Raw genomic sequence first — 26,373 nt, forward strand, 5'->3', positions numbered from 1 at the left:
CCTTAACTTCCTTATTTGATACTGGCACCGATGGTGTATTCCGTTACCGGATTCTGGTTGACAAGATGATCAACAACTACACGCACTGCTTTTTCCGGCGTCATTTTGACGTAGGTTACTTTCTCTTTACCGGGTACAAAAACCTCGACAACCGGCTCATACTGACAGATTCCGATGCATCCGGTCTGTGCGACGGTAATATTCTGCAGGCCGCGTTTGGCTACCTCTTCGGTAAAGGCGGCGAGAACCGGACGGGCGCCGGCTGCGATTCCGCAGGTCGCCATACCGACCACTACACGGATATTATCCGGCGCGTCGGCACGAATGCCCATCTGCCCCTTTGCTTTATCTCTCAAAGCCTGAAGTTCTGCTAAGCTTTTCATTGATGTATGGCACCTCCATTATTCTTCATCAGCGGACGCGCCATTTTCCAGCGCATCCATATGTTCCTGCAAAAATTCGTTGATAAACTGCATGACCTGCGGATTGCTCAGCGGCACACCGTCGAGCACTGCTTTCAGCTCTGCTGAAGAAACCGTAAAGACCTTTTCATTGAACTGATAGGTATAAACAAAATTGATCGCTTCATTCATACACATCAGACAGCAGATCGTCTGCGGCATATCGCCAAGCGGCATCCGGTCAATATGCGAACGCTGGAACGTCGCCGTAACGGTCGTTCCGGTTCCGGGCTGCGACACAATCGAAAACGTCCCGCCGGCCATCTCCGCCGCCATTTTGAAAAACGGCACGCCGAGTCCGACCTTTCTGGTGGTGCGGGTCGTATAAAACGGATCGGTCACACGTCTGACCTGTTCCGGCGTCATCCCGCATCCATTGTCGGCAATCACAATTGTCAGCAGATCCCGGATCAGATTCTCCGAGACGGTAATCTGAATTTCCGTCGCTTCCGCGCGGACAGCATTCTGTGCAATATCCAGCACATTCAACGATAATTCCTGCATGAATCAGGCATCCTGATATTTCTCAAGGATCTTATCGATGTCGTCCGGAACCAGACGTCCGTAAACTTCATCGTTGATGGTGAGAACCGGCGCAAGACCGCAAGCACCGATGCAGCGGCAGGCTTCAAGGGAAAATCTTCCGTCAGCCGTGCACTCGCCGCCCTCAATGCCGAGGCGCTTCGCGAGGCGCGCATAAACTTCTCCGGACCCTTTGACATAGCAGGCGGTACCAAGACATACGGAGACCTTGTACTTGCCCTTCGGGTTCAGGGAGAACTGCGAATAGAAGGTTGCGACACCGTAGACTTCTTCGAGGGAAATGTTAAGGCCGGATGCGATGATTTTCTGCACTTCGATCGGCAGATAACCGTAGATCTCCTGCGCCTCCTGCAGGATCGGCATCAACGCGCCTCTTTGTTCCTTCAGTCTGTCGATGACCGCGAGCAGCTGCTGTTCCTGTTCAGCAGTGCCGTGGAACGGGACTTTCGTAATGGCGTTTTGCATGCTTGACTTCCTCTCTTCCTCTTTGAGAAATGCTTCTGAAACTTTCTCAAAAATTCTGTGTTGTCCGCGCCTTTCCGTTTTTTCGGGTTTGCTTAATTTTTAACAATCCGGTTTCCCAAAAAGGCGCAGAAGTGTTCTGACATATTATTATATCAAAATATGCATATATATTATATCAAAGCACATATATAAAATCTATGGGTGCTTACGCATAATTTGAGTGCAATAAATTGTATAATTGTTACAGTTCTTGTGCTTTTTGACGACATAATGTCCTAACAAGTTTTGCATGGTTGATTTTCACCAAATTTCGGTGTATACTATAAATGATTTTTAGATGTAAAATTCCGGAGACCGGCGGACTTTTTCTGACATCTTCATAAACCGTATCAAAAGAAGGAGGCGAAAGGCATCGATGTGCGGCAGGCCGGTCCGAACATGCCCTGCGAGCGGACATCGTGCTGCTGATATGACTGTCAACGATGTGAAAATCATTTTAAATGCAAAGGTTTGGTGTTGTGAAAGCAAGCTTTCTGCAGAGGTGCACTCCGCCTGCGGAAGCGACATGATGAGTGATGTCCTTGCTTTTGTCAAGGATCAATCTGTGCTGCTGAGCGGCCTTATCAATCCGCAGGTCATCCGCACAGCGGAAATGATGGACATGCTCTGCGTGATTTTTGTCCGCGGAAAACAGCCGGATGAAACGATTCTCGCGCTTGCAAAAGAAAAAGAAATCTGCATCATAACGACTGCCCACCCGATGTTTACAGCCTGCGGGCTGCTCTATCAGCATGGGCTTAAAGGCGGGTGCAGTGCAGAATGAACTCCTCTCTGACCCTGGAATATACCGTTCCCGGGGATGATTTCACCCGTGCAGGGGAGGCCTCCGGCAGCGTCAAAAAGACGCTCAAACAGCTTGGATTTCCTGCCGATGTGATCCGCAAGGTTGCAATCGCGCTCTATGAAGGGGAAATCAATATGGTGATCCACGCCGGCGGCGGCAACATTGTCGTAACGATTTTCCCGGAAAAGATCGACATGCTTCTGACCGATCATGGTCCGGGCATCGCCGACATCGCGCTTGCCATGCGCGCAGGGTATTCGACCGCGCCTGATCAGGTGCGCGATCTCGGGTTCGGCGCCGGAATGGGGCTGCCCAATATGGAAAAATACAGTGACCGGTTCCAGATTGACAGCATCGTCGGATCCGGCACAACCGTACATATGCAGGTTGACAATCTGAAATAAAGCCGGATTCCGGCAATCTACTGAACAACAAAAGGACTGCGTTTTTTTATGGAAAAAAAGTTTTTTCATTCTGTCACGCTGAACAAAGACAGCTGTAAGGGCTGCACCAACTGCATCAAACGCTGCCCGACGGAAGCCATCCGCGTCCAAAACGGAAAGGCAAAAATTCTTTCTGACCGCTGTATCGACTGCGGAGAATGCATCCGTGTCTGTCCGCATCACGCAAAACAGGCGACATCCGACAAACTTGAGGTCGTTTTAAATCAGTTTTCCTATGCCATTGCGCTTCCTGCGCCTTCCCTATACGGCCAGTTTAATCATCTGGACAGCATAGATCCGGTGCTGAACGGCCTTATCGCCATGGGCTTCGATGAAGTGTTTGAAGTTTCCCGCGCCGCGGAACTGGTTTCAGACGCCACAAGACGGTTTCTTGGGTGCGGAACGATTCGAAAGCCGGTCATCAGCTCCGCCTGTCCGACAATTACGCGCCTGATCCGCGTGCGGTTTCCGGATCTGCTCGATCATATTCTCCCCCTTCTTGCTCCGGCCGAGCTCGCCGCGCGCCTTGCAAAGCAGGACGCTTCCCGCAAAACCGGCCTTGCACCAGATCAAATCGGAACCGTATTTCTCTCTCCGTGTCCGGCAAAGGTCACCAGCACAAAAATGACGCTCGGAACCCGCAAAAGCGAAATTGACGCTGTTGTTGCAATCAAGGATGTCTACCCGCGCCTTTTAAGCCATATGAAGCACCAGGAGATACAGGCGGAGCTTTCCAGCTCCGGCAGAATCGGAATCGGCTGGGGCAGCTCCGGCGGAGAAGCCGCCGCCATGTTCAACGAGCGCTATCTTGCGGCCGACGGAATCGAAAACTGCATCCGCGTGCTGGAGGATCTCGAAGATGACAAACTCGGGGAACTCGATTTTGTAGAACTCAATTCCTGTCCGGGCGGCTGTGTCGGCGGGGTGCTGACCGTAGAAAACCCCTATATCGCCAAAGTCAAGCTCAAGCATCTGCGGCAGTTTTTACCGGTCTCCTGCAACCGCTTTACCGATGAGGTTCCGGCCTTTGCACAGTGGGATCTTCCGGTGGAATATGAGCCCGTCATGGAGCTCGACGCCGATCTCGGCACCGCCATGGAAAAGATGGCCAAAATCGACGAAATTACCGACTGTCTGCCGGGGCTTGACTGCGGATCGTGCGGTTCGCCTTCCTGTCGTTCGCTTGCAGAAGACATTGTCCGCGGATACACCACGAAAGACGCGTGCATCTTTATTTTAAAGGAATCCATGCTCAGTATTGCCGAATCCTTGGCGCGGCTCGGACGGCAGGATTTTCATTTTCATCACGACGAAGAAAGCGAGGGGCATTCATCATGACTGTCGCAGAAACCGCAAAACAAGCCGGATTTGAAATCCTTTCCGGAGAAGCCGCGCTTTCCCGGGAAATTAAAAGTGTCTTTTGCTGCGATCTTTTGAGTTTCGTCATGGGCCGTGCGCCGCAGGATTCCGCCTGGGTGACAGTAATGGGCAATGTCAATGCCGTCGCAGTCGCTTCCCTTGCGGATACCGCCTGCCTGATTCTGGCAGAAAACGCAGAGATGGACAGCACTGCGCGAATGCGCGCCAAAGAACAGGATATTGCGGTTCTCAGGACTGCTCTTCCGGTTTATGAAGCAGCCAGAGCGGTCGACCGGATCGCCTGCAATCGGCCGGAGTAGCGCCATGTATTACGATCTGCATATCCATTCCTGCCTCTCCCCTTGCGGAGACCGCGATATGACGGTCAACAACATCGTCCACATGGCTGCGCTCAAAGGATTAGAACTGATTGCGCTGACCGATCACAACACTGCAAAAAACTGCCCCGCCTTTTTACAGGTGGCGGCTGCGGCCGGAATTCGCGCACTGCCGGGAATGGAGCTCAACACCTCGGAGGAAATCCACACGGTCTGTCTCTTCCGGAAACTGGAAAATGCCCTTGCCTTTGACCGCTATGTCTACGACCGCCTTCCCGCAATTGCAAACCGGCCGGAAATTTTCGGGGAACAGCTGCTCTGCGACGAAACGGACGCCGTCACCGGAACGGTTTCCAAGCTGCTTCTCAGCGCCGCCGCCATTTCGTTTGCGCAGCTCGACAGCCTGATGGAAACCTTTGGCGGGATCTATTTCCCCTCCCATATCGACCGGACATCCTACAGCCTGCTTTCCAGCCTCGGCTTTGTCCCGGAAGAAAACCGGTTTCCGGCCTTTGAGTTGTCCGAAATGACATGTTATGCGGAACTTGTTTCCCGGAACCCGTATCTTGCCGGGATTCCATGCGTCCATAATTCCGACGCCCATTACCTTTGGGATATTTCCGAAGCAGAATATTCGCTGGATCAGCGGCTTTTAGAACTTCTCCTATGAGAAGTTTCAACGTTTTCAAAAATGGTCTTGACTTCAAGTGCACATGATGTTTTATGATAAACATATCTGGAATTTTAAAGGAGGAATTTGATGGATAATTTCACATTTTGGTCGCCGACCCTGTTTGAGTTTGGGAAAGGCAGCGAAGAAAAAACAGGAGAACTGATCCGCCTGTTTGGCGGAAGCAAGGTACTCGTCCATTTTGGAGGCGGATCGGTCAAACGAAACGGCGTTCTTGCGCGTGTGGAAGATTCCCTCTGCAAGGCTGGTCTTCCGTTTGTAGAACTTGGCGGTGTAAAGCCCAATCCGCGCAGCGGACTTGTCTACGAAGGTATTGCGCTTTGCCGGAAAGAAAATGTCGATTTCATTCTTGCTGTCGGTGGCGGCAGCGTGATCGACTCTGCAAAGGCAATTGCCATCGGCGTCCCCTATACCGGAGATTTCTGGGACTTCTATTCCGGAAAAGCCGCTGTAAAATCCAGCTTGCCGATCGGAACAGTTCTGACCATTGCCGCAGCCGGAAGCGAGGGGTCTGCTGGCAGCGTCATCACACAGGAGGAGACGAATCTAAAGCGCGCGGCCGGAAATGAGTGCATGCGTCCGAAATTTTCTGTACTGAATCCGGCGTTCACCTGCACTCTTCCGGCATACCAGACCGCCTGCGGCATCACCGATATCATGGCGCATGTTTGCGAGCGGTATTTCACGAACACCCGGCATGTTGAGACAACAGATCGGCTTTGCGAAGCTGTCCTGAAGGCGGTCATCGAAGAGGCTCCGAAGGTTCTTGCAAACCCGAACGACTATGAAGCGCGCGCCAATATCCTGTGGGCCGGCACGATCGCGCACAATGACCTCTGCGGTGTCGGCCGCACACAGGACTGGAACAGCCACGACATCGAGCATGAACTTTCCGGGCTCTACGATGTTGCGCACGGTGCCGGGCTTTCTGTCATCATGCCGGCATGGATGCAGCATGTCTACCAGCACGATATCCCGCGGTTTGCGCAGTTTGCCGTTCGGGTTTGGGGGTGCGACATGCATTTCGATGATCCCGAAGCCACCGCAAAAGAAGGAATTGCACGCTTCCGCGCATTTCTCACCGCAATCGGCATGCCTGCGACTTTTTCGGACATCGGCGCCAAAGCGGAAGACATTCCGATCTTGGTGAAAAACCTCGGCGTAACCGAAGAAAAGCCTCGCGCCGGATTCATGCAGCTTGCCCCGCACGATGTTGAAGCCATTTACCGACTCGCCCTGTAACAGCAAATTCATCCAAACAAGCAAGCGGCTCCGTCCGGCATTTCTGCCCGGCGGAACCGCTGTTCTTTTTTTTAGAAGATCATGCTCGTTTCTGGACGTCAAACAGCTGTGCGGCATTTTACAAACGTTTTACGCCCGCACAAAACACGGTGCATCGGATTCTATGAAACCATGCATTGCTTTCTGGGTATCCCTGATTTCTTACAAAAAATTTCTCCTAAAAAGCAGACGCAGGCATTTGCCGCACCTCTACCCGCAAATCGGCTTCTTTAGCTAATGGTCCGTCTCCGATGCAAACATCCATTTCTCAGGACTTCCGGCGGTTTTGCCGGTCGAACTCCGGATTGAACGCATAGAAGTTTTTCGAATCCAGATGGTCCGTAATAATCCGCAGCCCTTCGCCGAACCGCTGATAATGCACGACTTCGCGCTGACGGAGGAATTTGATGGGATCCCGGACATCGGGATCGTCGCAGAAGCGCAGGATATTGTCGTACGTGGTCCGCGCTTTCTGTTCTGCCGCCATGTCTTCGTGAATATCGGTAATGGCGTCCCCGGCGACCGAAAACGTCGAGGCGCTGAACGGAACGCCGTTTGCGTCAGTCGGATAAATCCCCGTTGTATGGTCGACAAAATACGGTGCGAATCCGGATTTCTGGATTTCTTCTTCTGTCAGGTTCCGCGTTAATTGATAGACAATCGCACTGACCATTTCGAGGTGCGCCAACTCTTCGGTGCCCAGAGAAGCATCGGAAATGTTCCAATGTATCAAATATGAGGACAAGCGTGAGGTCTTTGGCTTAAAGATACATAGCTTTTCGACACTCGACAGAATTAAAAAATATGACGACTCTGACAACGAGGAAAATGCCGAAAAGCCTTATTCTATCAAGGTTGGCGAAACAAAGCGGACGATAAATCTATACGCCATCGCTACTACAAAATTTCAAATTGCTGTCTAAATCAATGCTAAACCGTGTGCGCCATTTGTGGACAAGCAGGTGTTTGTAACCACACCATTTTATAATTTGAATGGTGTGGTTTACTACACATTTGACTTGGCAATACGAGCTAAATATAATGGGCTAAAACAACCTAACGAGATGTTTTTACAGCACAATTTGGTGCAGAGGTAAGAGTATGGTTTCAATAAAAGACAGGAAAATTCTTAGGCAGATGTTCTCGCATTATGATTATGTAATGACCACGGCTCAGTTGAGCAAAGAAAAACTATATTACAGGGATATTCAAAGAATGTTGGGAGCTGGCTTGATAGAAAAAGTCAAGCGTGGCTACTATCATTGGACTATGGGGTCTGGCAAAGGCGATGTGGTGATAATCAGCCGTTTATTCCCCGATGGTATTCTATGTATGGAAACAGCTTTATTCTATTATGGGTACAGCGATAGAAATCCTGCGGAGTGGAACATTGCTATTGATAAAAACACTTCCAGACAACGCACGAGAATAGATTACCCATCTGTAAAGGCTTATCGGATAGAGCCAACCATCCTCTCTATCGGAGCAACCAGAGGAGAAATAAATTTTACCGATGTTCGCATTTATGACCGTGACCGTACCATCTGCGATGTTTTGCGTAATATGAACAAGATGGACAAGGAACTCTTCAACAAAGCAATTCAAGGCTATGTAAACGACCCTCAAAAGAATGTTCCTAACCTTATCGAATATGCGAAAGCGCTAAGAGTATGGAATAAAGTAAAGAACTTAATCGGAGTGTGGCTGTAATGCCGAATATCGCTGCTCCACTCTGGAAAACAAACACCTACGGTACAATATAAACGCAAGGAGGTCGAGCGTATGAAAGACAAAACCACTCATCTATATGTAGACGGTCACGAAAGAACGCTGATATTACATAGCCTTGTGGAGCTGAAAAATGCTCTTATACGGCAAGGCAGATATACGGACTGCATTGACGAACTCATTTTCAAGGTAGCCAATGCACCAGTCAAGAAAATGAAAATCGAATATGTTTAAGGCAATTCAAGAGTGAGCCGCTTATTCTTTTCCATAAGAGTAAGCGGCTTTTTTGCGTCCTCTGTACGATTTACATAGCCGCCTTGACAAAGCGGCTAAATCTATGCGAAAGGAGGACGCAGCTATGTCAAATTGCAAAGTGATTGCTCTGACCAACCAGAAAGGCGGTGTTGGCAAGACCACAACAGCGGTCAATCTGGGTGTGGGTCTGGCGAAGCAAGGAAAAAGAGTGCTGTTGATTGATGCCGATGCACAGGCAAATCTCACAATGGCTCTGGGTTACAGCCGACCAGACGATTTACCCATTACGCTCTCCACAATAATGCAGAACATCATAGACGATAAATCTTTTGATGTTTCGCAAGGGATTTTATCCCACAGCGAGGGCGTTGACCTGCTTCCGTCAAACATTGAGTTATCGGGCTTTGAAGTAAGGCTAATCAATGCGATGAGCCGTGAGCGTGTTCTGAAAACCTATGTGAATGAGGTTAAGAAAAACTACGATTATGTGCTTATCGACTGTATGCCGAGCTTGGGGATGATAACCATTAACGCTCTGGCGGCGGCTGACAGCGTGGTTATCCCAACACAGCCCCACTATCTTTCTGCAAAAGGCTTAGAGCTGTTGCTTCGCTCCGTGTCAATGGTCAAGCGGCAAATCAATCCCAAACTCAGAATTGACGGTATCTTAATGACAATGGTTATGCCCCGTACCAACATTTCAAAAGAAATTACGGCGACGGTCAAGAGCGCCTACGGTCAGAAAATCAAGGTGTTTGACACCGAGATACCTCATTCTATCCGTGCGGTGGAAGCAACCGCAGAGGGTAAAAGCATTTTCGCCTACGACAAAGGCGGCAAGGTTGCCGCAGCGTATGAACAGTTCTCAAAGGAGGTGGCAGAGCTTGGCGAGAAACAGAGAAACCAAAATCGAGCTGACCGCTTACGATGACCTGTTCCAGACAGACGAAAGCCGTGCGGAAGCAGCTTTAAGCAAGATACGGGATATTCCCCTGTCGGAGATTGATGAGTTTCCAGACCACCCGTTCAAGGTTTTAATGGACGAGGATATGGAGCAGCTTGTCGAGAGCATTAAGCGGAACGGCGTGATGACTCCTGCGACCGTGCGTTTGAAAGAGAACGGGCGGTATGAGCTTATCAGCGGTCACAGGCGCAAAAAGGCATGTGAACTTGCGGGACTTGAAACCCTTAAATGCGAGGTAAAAGACCTTACCCGTGATGAAGCCATTATCATTATGGTGGAAAGCAATCTGCAAAGGTCTGTCATTCTGCCGAGTGAAAAAGCCTTTGCTTATAAAATGCGGCTTGAAGCAATGGACAGACAAGGAAAACGCAATGATTTAACTTCGACACCATTGGTGTCGAAGTCAAGGTCTAACGAAGAACTTGCCGACAAAGTTGGCGAAAGTCGTGAGCAAATACGCCGTTTTATCCGCTTGACCGAGCTTGTACCCGAAATTCTCCAGATGGTAGATGAAAAGCAGATTGCTTTCCGTCCTGCGGTGGAGATTTCCTATCTTGCCGAGGAGCAGCAATACACCTTGCTTGAAGCGATGAGCTATAACGACGCTACTCCCTCATTGGCGCAGGCTATCAAAATGAAAAAGTTTAACCAAGACGGAAAACTGACGGACGAGGTTATCCAATCCATTATGGAGGAAGAAAAGCCAAACCAAAAGGAAAAGCCTGTTTTCCGTGATGAACGGATAACCAAGCTCATTCCGAAAACCGTTCCCAAAGGACAGGAAGCGGATTTTGTTGTCAAAGCGTTGGAGTTTTACAACCGACACCTGCAACGGAACAAAGCGCACGAAAGATAGCCGCACACCGAGGGCAAGGTCTGCCTGTTTGCGTGAATAGCCGCATTTTGCGCTTCCCCCTCTCCACACCTCACCCCCTAACTACTGCCAAGACTATCCGAGAAAAGAATAGCTGCAATATCTCGCAAATCGGTTTGTACCTTTGAGAGCTTCCGCTGTTTTTCATATAATGAAGCCGTAAAGGAGGTCGAAATGATGAGAAAATCAATATTTGCAGCGCTTCTTGTGCTGATAATGCTGCTTGGCGGCTGCTCCGATGTTTCAACAGCCCCCACCCGAAATGATGAAAGTGAGCTTGTGACGGAAACCGAAGCTGCTGCCAAAGCCGAAAGCACCAAGAGCATTTATTCCTCGGAGAGTAATGAGAGCAAAGTTCCAGAAGCGGTTGCGGCGCTTGAAACTGCCGCAGAGGTAACGGAGCGTGAGCCTGTTCAGAGCGAAACGGTAAGGCAAACCGAGCCTGTCAAGCAGAGTGAAGCGGAAACACCTGCAACAAAACCCACTACGGAAAATAATAATCCGCCGCCTGCGGAAACACCGACACAAACCGCTTCCGAAAATACAAAGACAGCCTATGATTTTGAGTTCGATATGGAAGCGATAAAGGCGGATTGTATCAGTATCGGGCAGTCAATGGGGCTTCGTTTGGATACCTCTCTCACTCCGAGCAACGCAAGCTGGTGGAACCCCGTAACAGCATCACGGAGCAATCAAGGCGAAGCCTTAAAGCAGAGTCTTGAAGGCTATATCAAGTTTCATACCGCTGAAAATCTCAGCGCATACGGAATTGATGAAATCTCAGATTTTAATATCTGCTGCGAAGCAAAAGGAAACGGCGAATATCTGATTTACTTCCTTTTTGCATAAGCGGCAGCAAGGCTTATCCCTCTGTTTCAAAAACAGGGGGATTTTTTATACCCAAAATCAAGAAAGGACGGTTTAACAGTCTATGAAAACAAAGTTTAAGAAGAACGGAAGGCGGCTTCTGGCAGCTATCCTCTGCCTTGTTATGGCGGTTATGGCATTGCCGATGTCCGCCTTTGCGTGGACGAGCGAGGAAGGCGTTAGCTGCACTTCCTCATTTGGGGACTACTATGTCGGCTCTGACGGAGGATACTACCGCAGCAAATCCTCTTATTCGTTCATCGTGTACGACAGCGACGGCAACACCTCTGTAAGAACAATCAGCGCAGGCAACGCCAAGCGTAAATACTTGATGACCGACGGCAGCGGAACGCACCAAGTTTACTGCGTAGAGTCTGGTATTGACTTTAATACGGGAAACAGCTATGTATCCCAGAACGGCAAAAACAGCTCTTATTTCCGTAAGCTGCCTACCGAAGCACAGTTCGGCGTGATGATGGCTCTGATGTACGGTTGGCACGAGGGAAAATCCTCGCCCGTTGCAGGCACGAACACAGATGATTATGCGTTTGCGACCCAAACGATTATCTGGGAATATCAGCAGCAGCTCCGCACAAGCCCGTCCGACCTGCACAGCGCAAACGGCATTGATGCGGACACTTACTGCTATTCCCTAAAGGGCAGACCTGCCGAGAAGTGTTATGACTGGATTTTGTCGCAGATGGCAAGCCACTATACCATTCCGAGCTTTGCCGCAAGAAATCAGAACAAGGCAGACACCTATACGCTCAAATATAATCCCGACAAGCAGAATTACAGCTTGACCCTTACCGACACAAACAACACCCTCGCCAATCTAAGCCTTTCGGCAAGCGGCATTAAGGTATCCAGAAGCGGAAATCAGTACACCTTTACAAGCGACAATATGATTACCTCGCCGATTACGGTATCCGCACAGAAAGCCGTCAATCTGGATTGCGACGAAATGCTTATCTGGGGCTGCGTAGGCAAGCAAACAATGGTTTCGGGAGCTTCCGACCCTGTATATTTCTATTTCAAGCTTGATACCGAAACCTACGGAACGGGTCTTATCAAAAAGACCTCGGAGGACGGTGTTGTATCTGGCATCAAATTCAACATTTCTGGCAACGGCGTAAATCAAACCGTCGTGACCAAAGCAGACGGCACGGTAGATATTTCTTTGATGCCGGGGGTCTACACCGTCACAGAACAGCCGATTGACCGATATGAGCCGCAGAGCGTTCAGAGAATTACTATCGTAAGCGGTCACACCTCTACCGTGACCTTCAGCAATACGCTGAAGCGTGGCAGTCTGGAGATTATCAAAAGCTCCGAGGACGATATGGTGGAAGGCGTGAAATTCCATCTTTACGGCACATCTTTAAGCGGTCTGCCCGTTGATGAATACGCCGTGACCGACGCAAACGGTGTTGCACGGTTTGAAAATGTGCTTATCAGCGGCGCTGACCCCTACACCGTAGAGGAAATTGACACGGCGGTGCGCTATGTCATTCCCGCTTCTCAGACAGCGCCTATCGAATGGGAAAAGGTAACGAGCCGCAGCTTTACAAACATTCTCAAAAAATTCAATGTGACCGTAACGAAATCCGATGCGGAGATGGGTACGGCACAGGGCGACGCTTCTCTTGCAGGTGCAGTCTACGGCATTTATAAGGACGAAGAACTCATTGACACCTACACCACCGATAAAAACGGTCAGTTTACAACGAAATATTATGTGTGCGGCAACGATTGGACTGTCCGAGAACTCAGCCCGTCCGAGGGATATTTGCTCGACAGAACAATCCACAAGGTCGGCGCAGAGCCAGAGCTTTACACCGTGGAGTTTAACTCTACCGCAAATGATGTGACCGAGCAGGTCATCAAGGGCAATATCGCCATTATCAAGCATACCGACAACGGCGAAACGCAGATTGAAACGCCCGAAACAGGCGCAGCCTTTGAAGTATTCCGCAAGGCGGCAGGCAGCTTTGACGCCGCAAAGGAAACCGAGCGAGATATTCTCACTTGTGATGAAAACGGCTTTGCCCAGACAAAGGATATGCCTTACGGTATCTACACCGTTCGCCAGACCTCTGGTTGGGAGGGGCGTGAGCTGATGAAGCCTTTTGATGTGTTTATCAGCAAAGACGGTCAGACCTACCGCTATCTTATCAACAACGCAAACTTTGAAAGCTATATCAAGGTCGTGAAGAAAGATGCGGAAACGGGCAACACCATTCCGTATGCAGGCGCAGGCTTCCAGATTTACGACCCGAACGGAAACCTTGTGACAATGACCTTCACCTATCCCGAAGTGACGACCATTGATACCTTTTATACCACAGCCGATGGCGAGCTTATTACGCCGCAGACCTTGGAATATGGCAAGGGCTATTCTCTGGTTGAGGTACAAGCGCCGTATGGCTATGTGCTAAACTCCGAGCCTGTCTATTTTGATGTGATGCAGGAGAACTCCGAGGTTGACAGCGGCATTACCGTCATTGAGGTGGTACGTTCCAATATGGCACAGAAAGGCACTATTACCGTATCCAAATCGGACGAAGTGTTCAGCTCCGTCAATGAAGCAGGCGGCTTGTATCAGCCCGTCTATGCGGTGCGTGGGCTTGAGGGCGCAGTCTATGAGATTACCGCCGCCGAGGATATTTACACTCTGGACGGTACGCTCAGAGCGTCTAAGGGCGAAGTGGTCGATACCGTTACCACAGGTGCAGACGGCACGGCGGTAAGCAAGGAACTCTATCTCGGAAAATACGAGGTCAAGGAAATCACAGCACCGTTTGGAATGGTGCTGAACGAGGAAATTCACGCCGTTGAGCTTGTATATGCGGGTCAGAATGTCGCTGTTACCGAAACCGCCGCTTCTTTCTATAACGAAAGGCAGCGTGTAGAAATCGACCTTATCAAGCGCCTTATGACGGACGAAGCCTACGGCATCGGCAAGAACGGCGAAATCTTTGATGTGACCTTTGGCTTGTATGCGGAAAAGGAACTGACTGCGGCAGACGGCACGGTTATCCCTGCCGACGGGCTGATTGAGATTATCTCTCTTGACGGGAACGGAAGCGGTAAGGTCAAAACAGACCTGCCTATCGGAAGCTACTATGTAAAAGAGCTTGCGACCAATTTCGCATATATCTTGAACGGGCAGAAATATTCCGTTGCTTTCGAGTATGCGGGACAGGAAACGGCTACCGTTCACATCACAGCTAACGACGGCGAAGCCATTGAGAACGACATCATTTACGGCTCAGTAAGCGGTAAGAAATCCGATGAGGACGGAAATGCTCTCGGCGGTGCGGTTATCGGCATTTTCAAGACAGGCACAGAAAAATTCACAACCGAAAACGCTATCCAGACTACCGTTACGGCTGCTGACGGTAGCTTTTCTTTTGAAAAAGTGCCGTATGGAACTTGGGTAATCCGTGAAATCGAAAGCCCGACAGGTTTTGTACTCTCCGAGGAAGAAATCACGGTCGCAATCGGTGCGGTTGATGAGGTCGTGGAAATCGAGCTTGTCAACTACTTCATTAAGGGCAATATCGAATTGACTAAGGTTGATAAGGACTACCCCGATAACAAGCTCACAGGTGCAGAGTTTGAGGTCTATGCCGATACCAACGGTGACGGCAAGCTGGACAACGGCGACAAACTGCTCGGAACGATGACCGAGCTTGACGACGGCGTTTATCAGATGAAGGAGCTTCGCTACGGAAAGTACCTTGTCCGTGAGAAAACTGCTCCGACAGGCTTTGAGCTTGACGAGAATGTGTATTCCGTATCCATCGAGGAAAACGGCAAGACCTATATCGTTGAAAACGAGGCAGGCGTGGGCTTTGTCAATGCGGCGCAGAAAGGCTCTCTTAAAATCGTAAAGACTTCCTCTGACGGTAAAGTTGAGGGCTTCTCATTCCGTGTGACGGGTGCTGACGGCTATGACCAGACCTTTAAGACCGACAAAAACGGCGAGATTTTTATTGAGGGTCTGCGAATTGGCGAATACACCGTATCCGAGGTAAACGACAGCGTTTCCGCAGAATATATCCTGCCTGCCGACAAGCAGGCTGCGGTCAAAGTCGGTGCTACCACTATCGTTGAGATGCACAACGAGCTTCGGGACACCCCGAAAACGGGCGATGACTTTAATATTGCTTTGTGGGTAAGCCTTGCGGCTGCTTCCGTTCTGGGCGCAGGCGTTCTCGGCTTCGTAGGCTTTAAGAAAAAGAAAAAGAAAAAGGAGGACTGATTTATGGAGGCAAAGACCATTATTGCAATCGTGCTTGTGGTGTTTATCGTAGGCGCTGCGGTATGGCTGAATATCCGTAACAGAAAGAAGTAACAGGCGTGGGGCGGCTGAAAAAGCCGCCCCTTTGCTGTTTATGGAGGTAAATCTATGAGAAATCTCAAAACCATTGAGGGCAAGGTCAGAGCCGTTCTGCAAAAGGACAAGGAAGCACGAAACGACGATATGCTGCTGTATTTGAAAGTCTGCAACGGCTGTCTAAAAGATACAGGGGCTATGCCCTTTGCCGAGGTAATGGCTCAGTATAAATATCTGGGACTGCCGAGCTTTGAGAGTGTCGGCAGGACACGCCGCAAATTACAGGCACAATATCCAGAGCTTATGGGAAACGCCCGTGTAAGGCGGCTTCGTGCCGCAGGCGAAAAGGCGTATCGCAAATACGCAAAGGAATGAGGTGCAAAATGGAGGAAAAACGGATAAACAGCGGTTATGAAATCATAGAAAGCCATACTATCGGGAGTAATGAGCTTGTTATCGGTCATAACGCCAAAGCCCCCAACCCCTATGTGTGTTGGTACTGCAAAAACGGCTCGGATTATTTCTGGGGATATTACTGCAATCAGTTGTCCGAAGCAAGGAAGAAGCTGAATGAACGCTATCGGCGGGAGTGCCGTATGCCCTACAATCAGCCCGATAGAAGCCAGAAAAGCCGTGATGACCGTGAGCGATAAAAAGGTATATGACTGCAAGACCTGTCCTTACCCCCGATATAAGGACGGGTCAGTTATTTTCTGCGATGTCTGTATCCAAAAGATTTTAGACGAGCAGAAAGAGAAAAAAGAACGAAAGGAGCAGCCGAATGAGTGAGGAAATGAGAAAGCTCGGTGATTACGAGATTATCCAGAGCATCTATATCGGAGATAAAGAGGTCGTGTTCGGCGCAGATGAAAAAGACCCGTATCCCTTTATGGTGTGCTGCTGCGATTACCACAACCCTCTGTCAGCGGCGTGGCCGACAGAGGGTGTGGCTTCGGACGATTATCTGGAAGCAATGCAGATTTTTGTTGACCGAGTACAATCGCAGATTGACCGCACCAAAGAGGAGCTTGCCAAATTTCCCTTTGACAAGACCGTGTTTACAAAGGAGCATTGTATCCCCGATGACGGTATGCGTAACATTGTTGGAAAGGTCGTTGTTATCAATTCCGAGCCGAAACGCTATGAGTATCGGCATCCCGCCTATCAGCTTGTGTTGGCTGAAGGAGGAAACGGAGCTATCGGCGGCAGAGGTCGGGCGGTGTTCGGCACTTGCCTTGCCACAGGCGAACAAGCCAGATGGGAAAGGTACGATGTGCTTGGCGAAATCAAGCCCGAATGTATGCCCGATTGGGCGAAGGAAGCGCTTGCTAAAATCAAGGCGCAGGAAAAAGAGAAAAAGCAGAAAAGTCGGGAGGAACGCTGATATGGAGATACGAGCTTTAACTCCTGCCGAGCAGAAATACACCTATGCTCAGAGTATGCAGCTTGAGGGACAGACCGCCAATATCGGTCATCTGCGTGGCGATTTTGACAGCTCTGGATACGGCTTTTATACCACTTGGACGGACACCCGAACACAATGGAAAACGGACGAGTTCAAGGCGGAATTTGACGAGGTTATCAACGCTCTGCGCTCCGATAAATACGGACTGCTGAAAAGCCGTTCCGATATGAGTGCGTATGCAAGGCAGTATGCAGATAGCGCCTTTAAGGGGTGCTATTGCACGGAATACGGTTTCCGTGTGGATACAGAAAAACACGCATATCTGCTGCGCTGCAACCCCACAAGGGGCGACTACAATTTTTATTGCTACTGCTTTGTAAAGGAATGGCTTGATAAGCACATTCAAAAAGCTGAGCAAGGTATCCGATTTATTGACCCGAACTATAAAGAGCTGTTCCGTATCCCAGACGGCGGCAGGATAATCGTAACGAACTCTTGGGGAGAAAAGCGAGAATATTCCTGCCGCTTTATAGATGAATGTCATACCGAGGTCGGCAACAATATTTTTCATATCTGCGAGTTTGCCGAGCGTATGCAGCAGAATGGAGCGACCTACGAGCCGAAACAGGCGGAGCAGCCGCCCCAGAAAGTGCCGAGGAAAAACGACTATGAACGATAAAGGAGGATTGCGATATGGCTGTTAATCAGAAAGCCGTCAAGGTCTTGAACAAGGTTTTGGAAGCAGGCTTTACCGATGAAAAAGCAATTTCCGCTATGACTATGGACGATATTCTCTCTATGCAGGGTATCACGGTTGCGGACATTGCCATTATCAATGACCTGCAAAAGAGCATTAAAGCAAGCAAGGTCATTTCCTTTCTCGGCGGTGCTGCCGATGAGTAAGAAAGACCGAATAAGGAAAACGAAATAAGGAGGTGCAAATTCAATGGCTGCGAAGTATCAGCTAATTACGGAGCTGTATCGGCGCACAGGTATTACAGTTGCAAAAAATCCGCAGGCGTGGCAGAGCTTTTTAGCTGCTGCTTGCCGCAACTATAAATGCCGCTTTGATGAACAGCTTTTAATCTATGCACAACGCCCCGACGCTATCGCCGTCGCAGAGCTTGACACTTGGAACAAGCGGTTTAAGCGTTGGGTAAACAAAGACAGTAAGGGCATTGCCGTTTTCGACCCGAAGGGTCGCAGGAATACCCTTAAATATTATTTTGATGTTTCGGACACGCACGACGGATATTACGGCAGCCGCCCCGTCCCGATATGGCAGATGAACGGACGATACGAGCAGGCTGTTATCGAAAGGCTCTCCGACAGGTTTGGTAATACGGAAAGCACCGACCTTGCTTCTGCCCTAACAGAAACGGCAAAGAACGCCGTTGAGGATAATCTGCAAGACTATTTCTCTCAGCTCAAAGGCTTCACAAGGGATAGCTTCTTGGAGGAATTGGACGACCTTAATGTCGAGGTCTGTTACAGGCGTTTGGTAACAAACAGCGTTGCATTTATGCTGATGAGCCGTTGCGGTCTGGATGCAAACGAGCATTTTGACCGAGAGGATTTTGAGGGCATTATCAATTTCAATACGCCTGCGACTATTAACGCCCTCGGCATTGCCACAAGCGACATTTCCGAAATGGCGCTAAAGGAAATTTCTCTTGCGATACAAAATCTGCAAATCGCAGAGAAAGACGCAAATCGCACCTTTGTACCAGAAAGCAAAAGCCAATATAATAAAGGCAGAATACAACCCGAAAGGAGCGAAAATAATGAACGCAATCACTTACAGCAGGCAGGGCGATTATCTTATTCCCGACCTGACATTACCGACCGAGCAAGAAATTCCGCTTGGCAGATACGCACAGATGCACAGGAGCTATCTGGAGCAGCACAAGCGAGTGACCTATCTCAATCTGCTGACATCGGGCAAACTGAACGAGCATCTGTATCAGACCGAACAGACAGCACTCCAGAGGTTGGAGCTTCTGACGAAGCAGCTTTCAGCCGAACAGGGCGTAACGGAGGAACTGAAAGAGAAAGCCCCGATGCAGTGGGTACAGAGAATGAACAACATCCGCAGCCAAGCGGAGAAAGTGATTATGACCGAGCTGATTTACAAGTAAGCATTGCCAATGCCGATGAGGTCAAGGTCAATCTTCCCACCGTAGAGGAACAAATCGAAATGATAGCCGAAGCAGAGGACGAAAAATCCTCTGCTTTTGCTGTTTCACAGGAAGATATTGACTCTGTTCTGACAAGAGGAAGCGGCTTTCAAGACGGGAAATACCGTATCTACCGTCAGTTTCAGAAATACGAGGACAGTAAAAGTAATATCGCTTTTCTCAAAAAGGAATACGGTACAGGCGGCGGAACGCACCTTTACCCCGACGGAACAAACGGCGGCGAATGGCACGACGGCAAAGGTATCGGCATTGAAAAGCACGGGTCATATACAAACCCAGACTTGCGGCTCAGTTGGTCTAAGGTTGAAAAGCGGCTGCGTGAGCTGATAAAGGCAAACCGCTATCTCAATCCGAAAGAAAAAGACCATTATGCCGATTATCTGGAGAGCGTGTCAGCTCCCCAATATGAGGTTGACGCCCAAAGGAAAATGGCAAGGCAGCGTTTTATTGACGCTCATCGTGACCTGCCGCCTGCCGACAAACGAGATACTCTTGCCCTGCGTCTGTCGGACTTTATCCGTGACTTGGACGGGTACGAAAAAGACCTGTTATCCAATGTGGAGCGTTCCGACCTTGCCGATGTTACGGCTGAGCAAATGGAACAGCACTTGTCCGACCCAGCCACCGTTCAACAGCTCCTTGATTTTCTTACCCAGATACAATGGAAAACGACATCGGTTTTCAGCCGCAGCAATGCGTGGAAATTTTCCGAGGAATTGCGGGAGCTGTATCCGCTTCGCTATCTCTACAATGAGGGCGATGTGGTGTATATCGGTGCAGACAAATACGAAATCACAGATTTTGACGAAAACGCCGTATCGCTCCGAAATGCAGAGTTTCCGTTGTTCGGCAAGGAATACAGCCGAGAGGATTTTGAGAAAAAACTCAAGGAAAATCCCGCAAACGACCATCTGAAAGTTGTCGTGACCGAGAAGCAGCGGACAGAAGCACCGTCCGAGAAAAACCCAGACGGAATACAGTTTTCTATCGGCTTTTCCGAACACCCTGCTTTTTACGACAGGCAGCTTAATGACCGCTATACGGATTTGAGCTTTGCCCTCGGAAACAAGCTGCTTGGTGTTCTGGACGAAAAGCAGCACCGAGAGCGTGAAAGCAAGGAAATCGGTTGGTATCACAAGACGGATTTTGAGATTACTGCTACCGTCGGCGGCGAGGACTTTCACTATGAGGGACGCTTTGATATTGGCGACGGCGAGGGCGACCTTATCGCCCATATCAAGAATTATTATGATTACTGCCTGTCGCCGCAATGCCCGTTTATCCCCGAATGGAAGCGACAGGGCGAGGATTATTACCGAGAACGGATGGAAAGTCTGCGCTTGGGGCGTGATGTATTTATCCCGTTCTTGGAGCAGAATACCGAGTTGACGCCAGAGGACGAAAAGCTCCTTTCTGAGATTATGGTTACCGAAAGCGACTGGTACAGGAAAGCCAAAGAACCAGAACGACCGTCTGCGGCAGATGAGATGATTGCCTATGCGGAAAAGGTTGCTTCGGAATATGAATCCGAGCCGCAAGAGGAACGCTTTGAGATTTTAATGACCTCGGATGCCTTCCCCGACCCCGAAGATGTTTATGCCATCTGGGATAATATCCGAGAGAAATATTACGCCGATGATTACGGCAAAATTCTGACCTATCCCACAGAGGATGCGGCAAATGAGGGCTTGGCAGCAGTCAAGAAAGCGGTTGCCGACAAGGAAGCCGAGGAATGGCTGTATGTGGAACGGGCTAAACAAGGTTTAGATCCCGTTCCCACACAGGACAACGCCGACCTTATCGGCAAGGAAATCACGATAGACAACCGCAAATATGTTGTGGAGAGCGTCGGCAGGATAAGCGGCGATGTGTCCCTGCGTGACATCACTTTCCAGAACAGCACAGGCTTCCCGATTAACCGAGTGGAGAAAATCGGCTATATCCAAAGCCTTTTGGAACAGGCAAAAGCCGAATTGCCGACCGAAGAAAAGACGGAAGCTCCAGCCGTTTTATCTGCTGACCGTCATAATTTCCGCATTACCGATGACACGCTCGGCGTAGGCGGAGCAAAGGAAAAATTCCGCAACAATATGGCGGCTATCAATCTTTTGCACGAGCTTGAAATCGAAAACCGCCTTGCCACACCCGAAGAACAGGAAATCCTATCTCGGTATGTCGGTTGGGGCGGTTTGTCTATGGTGTTTGACGAACACAATGCGGCTTGGGCTGACGAGTTTAAGGAGCTGTATGCGAGCCTATCCCCAGAGGAATACAACGCCGCTATGGAGTCAACGCTGACCGCCTTTTATACGCCGCCCGTTGTTATCAAGGCAATGTATGAAGCGCTCGACCGCTTGGGCTTCTCACAGGGCAACATCTTGGAGCCGTCCTGCGGCACAGGCAATTTCTTCGGTTTGCTGCCCGAAAGTATGGCAGGCTCAAAGCTCCACGGTGTAGAGTTAGACCCGCTGACAGGCAAAATAGCAAAGCAGCTCTACCAGAAAGCCAATATTGCCATAGAGGGCTTTGAGAAAACAAAGCTCCCAGATGACCATTTTGATGTGGTTATCGGCAATGTGCCTTTCGGAGAAATCCGTGTAAACGACAGCCGCTACAACGCCCAGAAGTTCCTCATACACGATTACTTTTTCGCAAAGGCGCTTGATAAAGTCCGTGCCGGCGGCGTTGTGATGTTCATTACCTCTAAGGGAACAATGGACAAAGCAAGCCCAGAGGTAAGAAAGTATATTGCTCAAAGAGCCGAGCTGTTGGGCGCAATCCGTCTGCCAGACAACACTTTCCGTGCCAACGCAGGCACAGAGGTCACAAGCGATATTCTCATTCTGCAAAAGCGTGACCGTGTAATTGATGTTGAGCCAGATTGGGTTTATCTGGACACAGACGAGAACGGTGTTACGATGAACAGCTATTTTGTTCAGCACCCCGAAATGGTGCTTGGACAAATGCGGCTTGAAAGTACACGCTTCGGGAAATCAGAGCCTGCCTGCAAAGCCTATGAGGATAAATCTCTGTCCGAGCTGCTTCACGATGCCGTTCAAAGGATAAACGGCGAAATCACAGAGCTTGATAATGAGATAGACCAAATCTCCGACGAACAGGACACATCCATTCCCGCCGACCCGAATGTACGCAACTTTTCATTCGCTCTGATAGACAGCAAGGTTTATTTCCGAGAGAATGACCGTATGACCCCTGCCACTGTATCAATGACGGCGGAAAACCGTATCAAGGGACTTATAGAAATACGGGATTGTGTGCGCAGGCTCATTGAGTATCAGACCGAGGATTATCCAGAGGAAATGATACGCACCGAGCAGGAAAACCTAAACCGCCTGTACGACAGCTATACCGAGAAATACGGTCTTATCAACAGCCGAGGCAATTATCTTGCCTTTGCGTCCGACGAGAGCTATTTTCTTTTGTGTTCTCTGGAAGTGCTTGATGATGAAGGCAATTTCAAGCGGAAAGCGGATATGTTTACAAAGCGGACTATCAAGCCGCATCGTGAAGTAACCTCGGTTGAAACATCAAGCGAAGCCCTCGCCCTATCCATCGGAGAGAAAGCCCGTGTTGATTTGCCCTATATGGAACAGCTTACGGGCAAAACGCAGGATGAGCTTGTCAAGGATTTGCACGGCGTTATCTTCAAAGTGCCGAACTCCGAGCCTGTTTCCTATGCAGCCGCAGACGAGTATCTGTCGGGTAATGTCCGCACAAAGCTCATTATTGCACAGGCGGCGGCAAAGGACGACCCAGAGCTTGCGGTCAATGTGGAAGCCTTAAAACAGGTCATTCCGAAAGACCTGTCCGCTGCCGAAATCTCCGTCCGTCTGGGAACGACTTGGATACCGCAGGAGGATATTCAGCAGTTTGTTATGGAGCTGCTTACTCCGTCGCAGTACGCCAGAGGAAAAATCAAGGTGCGCTACACCGAGTTTAACGGCGATTGGTTTATTGAGGACAAAAGCTCCGACTTCGATAATGTCAAGGCAAACAGCACCTACGGTACAAAGAGGGCTTCCGCCTACCGCATTATTGAGGATACTCTGAACCTGCGTGATGTTCGCATCTTTGACTATGTGTATGATGAACACGGCAACAAAAAAGCGGTGTTCAACGCAAAGGAAACGACGGCAACACAGGCAAAGCAGGAAGCTACCAAGCAGGCGTTTGCGGATTGGATATGGAAAGACCCAGAACGGCGAAACCGCCTTGTTCGCTATTACAATGACACTTTTAACTGTATCCGTCCCCGTGAGTATGACGGCAGCCATATCACCTTCGGCGGCATCAGCCCAGAAATCACATTAAGACCGCACCAAGTAAACGCTATTGCTCATATCCTTTACGGCGGCAATACGCTCCTTGCCCACAAGGTAGGCGCAGGCAAGACCTTTGAAATGGTAGCCGCCGCACAGGAAAGCAAGCGGCTCGGACTTTGCCAGAAATCAATGTTTGTAGTTCCCAATCATCTTGTCGGTCAGTGGGCTTCCGAATATCTGCGGCTCTATCCGAGCGCCAATATCCTTGTTACGACCAAGCAGGATTTTGAAACGGGCAACCGCAAGAAGTTCTGCGGACGCATTGCCACGGGCGACTACGATGCAGTCATCATCGGACACAGTCAGTTTGAAAAAATCCCGATGAGCGTGGAACGCCAGAAAATGCAGTTGGAAAAACAGCTCTTTGATATAGAACGAGGTATCGAAGATGTGCAGGCTTCCAAAGGCGAACAATTCACGGTCAAGCAGCTTATGAAAACCCGCAAGAGTATCAAGGCAAAGCTCGACAAACTCAATGACACCAAGCGCAAGGATACTGTAATCGACTTTGAACAGCTCGGCGTTGACCGTCTGTTCATTGATGAGAGCCATTTTTACAAGAATTTATACCTCTATACCAAGATGCGCAGAGTGGGCGGCATTGCCCAGACCGAAGCCCAGAAGTCAAGCGACCTCTTTATGAAGTGCCGCTATCTGGACGAAATCACGGGCAACCGAGGGACGATTTTCGCAACGGGTACGCCCGTCAGCAATTCTATGGTAGAGCTGTACTCGGTGCAGAGATATTTGCAGTACGACACTCTGGTACAAAACGGCTTACAGCATTTTGACAGTTGGGCTTCTACTTTCGGAGAAACCATAACGGCTCTGGAGCTTGCCCCAGAGGGGTCAAGCTACCGCCCGAAAACAAGATTTGCCAAGTTTCACAACCTGCCAGAGCTGATGCAGATGTTCCGTGAGGTAGCCGACATTCAGACCGCCGATATGCTGAAGCTCCCCGTGCCAAAGGTCAATTATCGTAATATCAAGGTCGCTCCGAGCGAAATTCAAACGGAAATGGTTGCTTCCCTCGCAAAGAGAGCCGAGAAAGTCCGTGACAGACTTGTAGAGCCGTATATCGACAATATGCTGAAAATCACGAATGACGGGCGAAAATTGGCACTCGACCAAAGGCTTATCGACCCGATGCTGCCAGACTTTGAAAACAGCAAGGTCAACGCCTGCGTGGATAATGTGTACCGTATCTGGACGGAAAACGCCGATACACGGGCGACACAGCTTGTATTCTGCGACCTGTCAACGCCCAAAAACGACGGCACTTTCAATGTTTATGACGATATACGAACAAAGTTGACCGACAGGGGTATCCCTGCGGAGCAGATACGCTTTATTCACGAAGCGACCACCGATGCACAGAAAAAGGAGCTGTTTGCAAAGGTCAGAAGCGGTGAAGTGCGTGTTCTTTTAGGCTCTACTCCTAAAATGGGAGCAGGTACGAATGTGCAGGACAGACTCAAAGCCATTCATAATTTAGACTGTCCGTGGCGACCGAGCGACCTTGAACAGCGGCAAGGGCGTATTGAACGGCAAGGCAATATGTTCCCAGAGGTTGAGGTCTATCGCTATGTTACTGAGCAGACCTTTGACGCCTACCTCTATCAGTTGGTAGAGAGCAAGCAGAAATTTATCAGCCAGATAATGACGAGCAAAAGCCCCGTCCGTTCTGCCGAAGATGTGGACGAGGTTGCGCTGTCCTTTGCCGAGGTCAAAATGCTTGCCACAGGCGATGAGCGTTTCAAGGAGAAAATGGACTTGGATATACAGGTATCGAAGCTGCGTGTACTCAAACAAAGCTATCTGTCCGAGCATTACGACCTTGAGGACAGGATACTCAAATTCTATCCGCAGACCATAAAGGAGTATGAGGAACGCATTGCAGGCTACGAAAGCGACACGGCACTTGCCGAGCAGCACAAGCCGCAGGGCGAGGATAAATTCTGCCCGATGACCATAAAAGGCGTGACCTTTACCGAAAAAGCAGCCGCAGGCGAAATGCTCCTTGCCGTCTGTAAGGAAAATACTCTTGCCAATCCCGTGGAAATCGGCAGCTACCGTGGTTTTAGAATGGAGGTTTATTATGATACGCTCAACACCCATTACTGCCTAAACCTTTGCGGAAAGGCAAAGCACAAGGTAGAATTGGGCAGCGATGCGCTCGGCAATCTGACCCGAATTGAAAATGAACTTGCGAAAATCCCTGTAAAATTGGAGGTTGCAAAGACAAAGCGGACGGAAACCGTCGAGCAGCTACAAACCGCAAAAGCAGAGGTTGAAAAGCCTTTCGCCTTTGAAGATGAGCTGCGGGAAAAGACGGAACGGCTGAACGCTCTCAATATCGAGCTTAATCTGAATGAGAAAGACCGTTCCGTTATGGATACTGAGCCAGACCAGAGCGAGGAACAACCCGAAAGAAAATGTGCAAATCGAGAGAGATAATGCTGTTTGTATATTTGTAATGACCTTTTTGGGGAAGTATAATAGGTACAAGAAGTATTAAATCGGAGGTGAAAACCGTGCTTGATAATTTCAAATTTGAAACCTTTGTCGATGCGCACAGCAATATTTTCGAGGAATATCTAAGCTCCGTCATATCCAAGCTGAGAGAAACCAATTCCGAATACCGTTCCATAGAGGAAAAGATAGAGAGCCTTTACAGGCAGTATCCGAAAGTAATGGCGGTGTTCGATACGGAGAAATCAAGCGATTTATCCGAGCAGGAATGTACGGTGCTGATAGAAATTCTGGAGCTTCGGGCGAGGCTCTGCGATATGCAGCAGGAAGCTATTTATTTCCGAGGCTGCTATGACAGCGTGGGGTATCTGAAAAAGGCAGGCATTTTATAACCGAGAACGGCGGCATTGGCGAAAAGCTGATGCCGCTTTTATATAGCCGAGTGGTTTTCACCGAACGGAAATCCCTCGGCTTTTTCTATTTCTGGAGGTGATTTGATT

The 26,373-nt window shown here is 49.5% G+C and carries 25 protein-coding genes; 21 read left to right on the forward strand and 4 right to left on the reverse strand.

The features are described 5' to 3' along the window. Nucleotides 1-11 precede the first annotated feature (11 nt). Genes IAG03_RS10750 through nuoE form a run of 3 tightly spaced genes read right to left on the reverse strand, consistent with a single transcriptional unit; the run spans nucleotide 12 to nucleotide 1,469 of the window. The gene (locus tag IAG03_RS10750) at nucleotides 12-383 is read right to left on the reverse strand and encodes a (2Fe-2S) ferredoxin domain-containing protein (RefSeq protein WP_249320035.1); all 372 of its coding nucleotides are present in this window, start codon (nucleotides 381-383) and stop codon (nucleotides 12-14) included. Nucleotides 384-401: 18 nt separating this feature from the next. Further along, a complete protein-coding gene (locus IAG03_RS10755) occupies nucleotides 402-965 on the reverse strand; it encodes an ATP-binding protein (RefSeq protein WP_249320036.1) in 564 nt (187 codons plus the stop codon). Between the two features lie 3 nt (nucleotides 966-968). Next, entirely contained in the window at nucleotides 969-1,469 is a 501-nt protein-coding gene (gene nuoE / locus IAG03_RS10760) for an NADH-quinone oxidoreductase subunit NuoE (protein ID WP_249320037.1), read from the reverse strand. A gap of 469 nt (nucleotides 1,470-1,938) precedes the next feature. Between nuoE and IAG03_RS10765 the strand changes: the two genes are divergently transcribed. The 6 genes from IAG03_RS10765 to IAG03_RS10790 all read left to right on the forward strand — a co-directional run bounded on the left by IAG03_RS10765 (nucleotide 1,939) and on the right by IAG03_RS10790 (nucleotide 6,386). Continuing rightward, nucleotides 1,939-2,292 carry a DRTGG domain-containing protein gene (locus tag IAG03_RS10765; RefSeq protein ID WP_249320038.1) on the forward strand — a complete coding sequence of 118 codons (354 nt, stop codon included), beginning with the start codon at nucleotides 1,939-1,941 and terminating at the stop codon, nucleotides 2,290-2,292. Next, nucleotides 2,289-2,717, forward strand: coding sequence for an ATP-binding protein (locus tag IAG03_RS10770; protein ID WP_249320039.1), 429 nt, complete (start codon nucleotides 2,289-2,291; stop codon nucleotides 2,715-2,717). Before IAG03_RS10765 ends, IAG03_RS10770 begins: the two co-directional genes overlap by 4 nt. A gap of 48 nt (nucleotides 2,718-2,765) precedes the next feature. Then, nucleotides 2,766-4,094, forward strand: a complete 1,329-nt coding sequence (locus IAG03_RS10775) for a [Fe-Fe] hydrogenase large subunit C-terminal domain-containing protein (protein WP_249320040.1) — start codon at nucleotides 2,766-2,768, stop codon at nucleotides 4,092-4,094. Continuing rightward, a complete protein-coding gene (locus IAG03_RS10780; RefSeq protein ID WP_249320041.1) occupies nucleotides 4,091-4,435 on the forward strand; it encodes a DRTGG domain-containing protein in 345 nt (114 codons plus the stop codon). The genes IAG03_RS10775 and IAG03_RS10780 overlap by 4 nt, the downstream gene beginning before the upstream one ends. A 4-nt stretch (nucleotides 4,436-4,439) precedes the next feature. Continuing rightward, nucleotides 4,440-5,123, forward strand: coding sequence for a PHP domain-containing protein (locus IAG03_RS10785; RefSeq protein ID WP_249320042.1), 684 nt, complete (start codon nucleotides 4,440-4,442; stop codon nucleotides 5,121-5,123). Nucleotides 5,124-5,213: 90 nt separating this feature from the next. Then, on the forward strand, nucleotides 5,214-6,386 hold the full coding sequence (locus IAG03_RS10790) for an iron-containing alcohol dehydrogenase (RefSeq protein WP_249320043.1): 1,173 nt from the start codon (nucleotides 5,214-5,216) through the stop codon (nucleotides 6,384-6,386). A 307-nt stretch (nucleotides 6,387-6,693) separates the two neighbouring features. Here IAG03_RS10790 and IAG03_RS10795 read toward each other — a convergent pair whose 3' ends face one another. Further along, nucleotides 6,694-7,170: a manganese catalase family protein gene (locus tag IAG03_RS10795; protein WP_249320044.1), complete on the reverse strand. Its 477-nt coding sequence runs from the start codon at nucleotides 7,168-7,170 to the stop codon at nucleotides 6,694-6,696. Between IAG03_RS10795 and IAG03_RS10800 the strand changes: the two genes are divergently transcribed. The 15 genes from IAG03_RS10800 (at nucleotide 7,142) to IAG03_RS10870 (ending at nucleotide 26,265) form a co-directional block, all read left to right on the forward strand. Beyond that, nucleotides 7,142-7,348 (forward strand): hypothetical protein, encoded by a 207-nt coding sequence (locus IAG03_RS10800; protein ID WP_022281823.1) that lies wholly within the window; start codon nucleotides 7,142-7,144, stop codon nucleotides 7,346-7,348. The two genes, IAG03_RS10795 and IAG03_RS10800, sit on opposite strands and share 29 nt — an antisense overlap. 178 nt (nucleotides 7,349-7,526) lie before the next feature. Next, on the forward strand, nucleotides 7,527-8,135 hold the full coding sequence (locus IAG03_RS10805) for a type IV toxin-antitoxin system AbiEi family antitoxin domain-containing protein (protein WP_249320045.1): 609 nt from the start codon (nucleotides 7,527-7,529) through the stop codon (nucleotides 8,133-8,135). A gap of 72 nt (nucleotides 8,136-8,207) precedes the next feature. After that, entirely contained in the window at nucleotides 8,208-8,387 is a 180-nt protein-coding gene (locus IAG03_RS10810; protein WP_249320046.1) for a hypothetical protein, read from the forward strand. 124 nt (nucleotides 8,388-8,511) lie between these two features. Beyond that, nucleotides 8,512-9,339 carry a ParA family protein gene (locus IAG03_RS10815; protein WP_177512145.1) on the forward strand — a complete coding sequence of 276 codons (828 nt, stop codon included), beginning with the start codon at nucleotides 8,512-8,514 and terminating at the stop codon, nucleotides 9,337-9,339. Continuing rightward, on the forward strand, nucleotides 9,263-10,228 hold the full coding sequence (locus tag IAG03_RS10820; RefSeq protein ID WP_430472456.1) for a ParB/RepB/Spo0J family partition protein: 966 nt from the start codon (nucleotides 9,263-9,265) through the stop codon (nucleotides 10,226-10,228). The genes IAG03_RS10815 and IAG03_RS10820 overlap by 77 nt, the downstream gene beginning before the upstream one ends. Before the next feature lie 195 nt (nucleotides 10,229-10,423). Next, nucleotides 10,424-11,095: a dihydrolipoyllysine-residue succinyltransferase component of 2-oxoglutarate dehydrogenase complex gene (locus IAG03_RS10825; RefSeq protein WP_249320048.1), complete on the forward strand. Its 672-nt coding sequence runs from the start codon at nucleotides 10,424-10,426 to the stop codon at nucleotides 11,093-11,095. A gap of 82 nt (nucleotides 11,096-11,177) precedes the next feature. Beyond that, entirely contained in the window at nucleotides 11,178-15,380 is a 4,203-nt protein-coding gene (locus IAG03_RS10830; RefSeq protein WP_249320049.1) for a SpaA isopeptide-forming pilin-related protein, read from the forward strand. Between the two features lie 147 nt (nucleotides 15,381-15,527). Further along, nucleotides 15,528-15,830, forward strand: a complete 303-nt coding sequence (locus IAG03_RS10835) for a hypothetical protein (protein WP_249320050.1) — start codon at nucleotides 15,528-15,530, stop codon at nucleotides 15,828-15,830. An 8-nt stretch (nucleotides 15,831-15,838) separates the two neighbouring features. Beyond that, nucleotides 15,839-16,108, forward strand: coding sequence for a hypothetical protein (locus tag IAG03_RS10840; RefSeq protein WP_249320051.1), 270 nt, complete (start codon nucleotides 15,839-15,841; stop codon nucleotides 16,106-16,108). Nucleotides 16,109-16,236: 128 nt separating this feature from the next. Then, entirely contained in the window at nucleotides 16,237-16,839 is a 603-nt protein-coding gene (locus tag IAG03_RS10845) for a hypothetical protein (RefSeq protein ID WP_249320052.1), read from the forward strand. Between the two features lies 1 nt (nucleotide 16,840). Beyond that, nucleotides 16,841-17,539, forward strand: a complete 699-nt coding sequence (locus tag IAG03_RS10850) for a hypothetical protein (protein WP_249320053.1) — start codon at nucleotides 16,841-16,843, stop codon at nucleotides 17,537-17,539. A 14-nt stretch (nucleotides 17,540-17,553) separates the two neighbouring features. Next, nucleotides 17,554-17,763, forward strand: a complete 210-nt coding sequence (locus IAG03_RS10855) for a hypothetical protein (RefSeq protein ID WP_249320054.1) — start codon at nucleotides 17,554-17,556, stop codon at nucleotides 17,761-17,763. An 881-nt stretch (nucleotides 17,764-18,644) separates the two neighbouring features. Further along, nucleotides 18,645-18,998: a TnpV protein gene (locus tag IAG03_RS10860; RefSeq protein WP_249320055.1), complete on the forward strand. Its 354-nt coding sequence runs from the start codon at nucleotides 18,645-18,647 to the stop codon at nucleotides 18,996-18,998. Nucleotides 18,999-19,654: 656 nt separating this feature from the next. Further along, nucleotides 19,655-25,858 carry an LPD25 domain-containing protein gene (locus IAG03_RS10865; RefSeq protein WP_249320063.1) on the forward strand — a complete coding sequence of 2,068 codons (6,204 nt, stop codon included), beginning with the start codon at nucleotides 19,655-19,657 and terminating at the stop codon, nucleotides 25,856-25,858. Nucleotides 25,859-25,935: 77 nt separating this feature from the next. Next, on the forward strand, nucleotides 25,936-26,265 hold the full coding sequence (locus IAG03_RS10870; protein ID WP_249320056.1) for a DUF6664 family protein: 330 nt from the start codon (nucleotides 25,936-25,938) through the stop codon (nucleotides 26,263-26,265). Nucleotides 26,266-26,373 lie beyond the last annotated feature (108 nt).

Origin of the sequence: Yeguia hominis (assembly GCF_014384705.1) — a bacterium.
GTDB classification, from domain to species: Bacteria; Bacillota; Clostridia; order Oscillospirales; family Acutalibacteraceae; genus Yeguia; species Yeguia hominis.

Bases quoted from the DNA above. Each gene is read 5' to 3' on its own strand.
- IAG03_RS10855 (WP_249320054.1), top strand. From the start codon at position 17,554: ATGGCTGTTAATCAGAAAGCCGTCAAGGTCTTGAACAAGGTTTTGGAA.
- IAG03_RS10865 (WP_249320063.1), top strand. From the start codon at position 19,655: ATGGAACAGCACTTGTCCGACCCAGCCACCGTTCAACAGCTCCTTGAT.
- IAG03_RS10785 (WP_249320042.1), top strand. From the start codon at position 4,440: ATGTATTACGATCTGCATATCCATTCCTGCCTCTCCCCTTGCGGAGAC.
- IAG03_RS10825 (WP_249320048.1), top strand. From the start codon at position 10,424: ATGAGAAAATCAATATTTGCAGCGCTTCTTGTGCTGATAATGCTGCTT.
- IAG03_RS10835 (WP_249320050.1), top strand. From the start codon at position 15,528: ATGAGAAATCTCAAAACCATTGAGGGCAAGGTCAGAGCCGTTCTGCAA.
- IAG03_RS10765 (WP_249320038.1), top strand. From the start codon at position 1,939: ATGACTGTCAACGATGTGAAAATCATTTTAAATGCAAAGGTTTGGTGT.
- IAG03_RS10790 (WP_249320043.1), top strand. From the start codon at position 5,214: ATGGATAATTTCACATTTTGGTCGCCGACCCTGTTTGAGTTTGGGAAA.
- IAG03_RS10770 (WP_249320039.1), top strand. From the start codon at position 2,289: ATGAACTCCTCTCTGACCCTGGAATATACCGTTCCCGGGGATGATTTC.
- IAG03_RS10860 (WP_249320055.1), top strand. From the start codon at position 18,645: ATGAACGCAATCACTTACAGCAGGCAGGGCGATTATCTTATTCCCGAC.
- IAG03_RS10820 (WP_430472456.1), top strand. From the start codon at position 9,263: ATGAACAGTTCTCAAAGGAGGTGGCAGAGCTTGGCGAGAAACAGAGAA.
- IAG03_RS10775 (WP_249320040.1), top strand. From the start codon at position 2,766: ATGGAAAAAAAGTTTTTTCATTCTGTCACGCTGAACAAAGACAGCTGT.
- IAG03_RS10850 (WP_249320053.1), top strand. From the start codon at position 16,841: ATGGAGATACGAGCTTTAACTCCTGCCGAGCAGAAATACACCTATGCT.
- IAG03_RS10755 (WP_249320036.1), bottom strand. From the start codon at position 965: ATGCAGGAATTATCGTTGAATGTGCTGGATATTGCACAGAATGCTGTC.
- IAG03_RS10840 (WP_249320051.1), top strand. From the start codon at position 15,839: ATGGAGGAAAAACGGATAAACAGCGGTTATGAAATCATAGAAAGCCAT.
- IAG03_RS10845 (WP_249320052.1), top strand. From the start codon at position 16,237: ATGAGTGAGGAAATGAGAAAGCTCGGTGATTACGAGATTATCCAGAGC.
- nuoE (WP_249320037.1), bottom strand. From the start codon at position 1,469: ATGCAAAACGCCATTACGAAAGTCCCGTTCCACGGCACTGCTGAACAG.
- IAG03_RS10800 (WP_022281823.1), top strand. From the start codon at position 7,142: ATGTTCCAATGTATCAAATATGAGGACAAGCGTGAGGTCTTTGGCTTA.
- IAG03_RS10805 (WP_249320045.1), top strand. From the start codon at position 7,527: ATGGTTTCAATAAAAGACAGGAAAATTCTTAGGCAGATGTTCTCGCAT.
- IAG03_RS10750 (WP_249320035.1), bottom strand. From the start codon at position 383: ATGAAAAGCTTAGCAGAACTTCAGGCTTTGAGAGATAAAGCAAAGGGG.
- IAG03_RS10810 (WP_249320046.1), top strand. From the start codon at position 8,208: ATGAAAGACAAAACCACTCATCTATATGTAGACGGTCACGAAAGAACG.
- IAG03_RS10780 (WP_249320041.1), top strand. From the start codon at position 4,091: ATGACTGTCGCAGAAACCGCAAAACAAGCCGGATTTGAAATCCTTTCC.
- IAG03_RS10815 (WP_177512145.1), top strand. From the start codon at position 8,512: ATGTCAAATTGCAAAGTGATTGCTCTGACCAACCAGAAAGGCGGTGTT.
- IAG03_RS10830 (WP_249320049.1), top strand. From the start codon at position 11,178: ATGAAAACAAAGTTTAAGAAGAACGGAAGGCGGCTTCTGGCAGCTATC.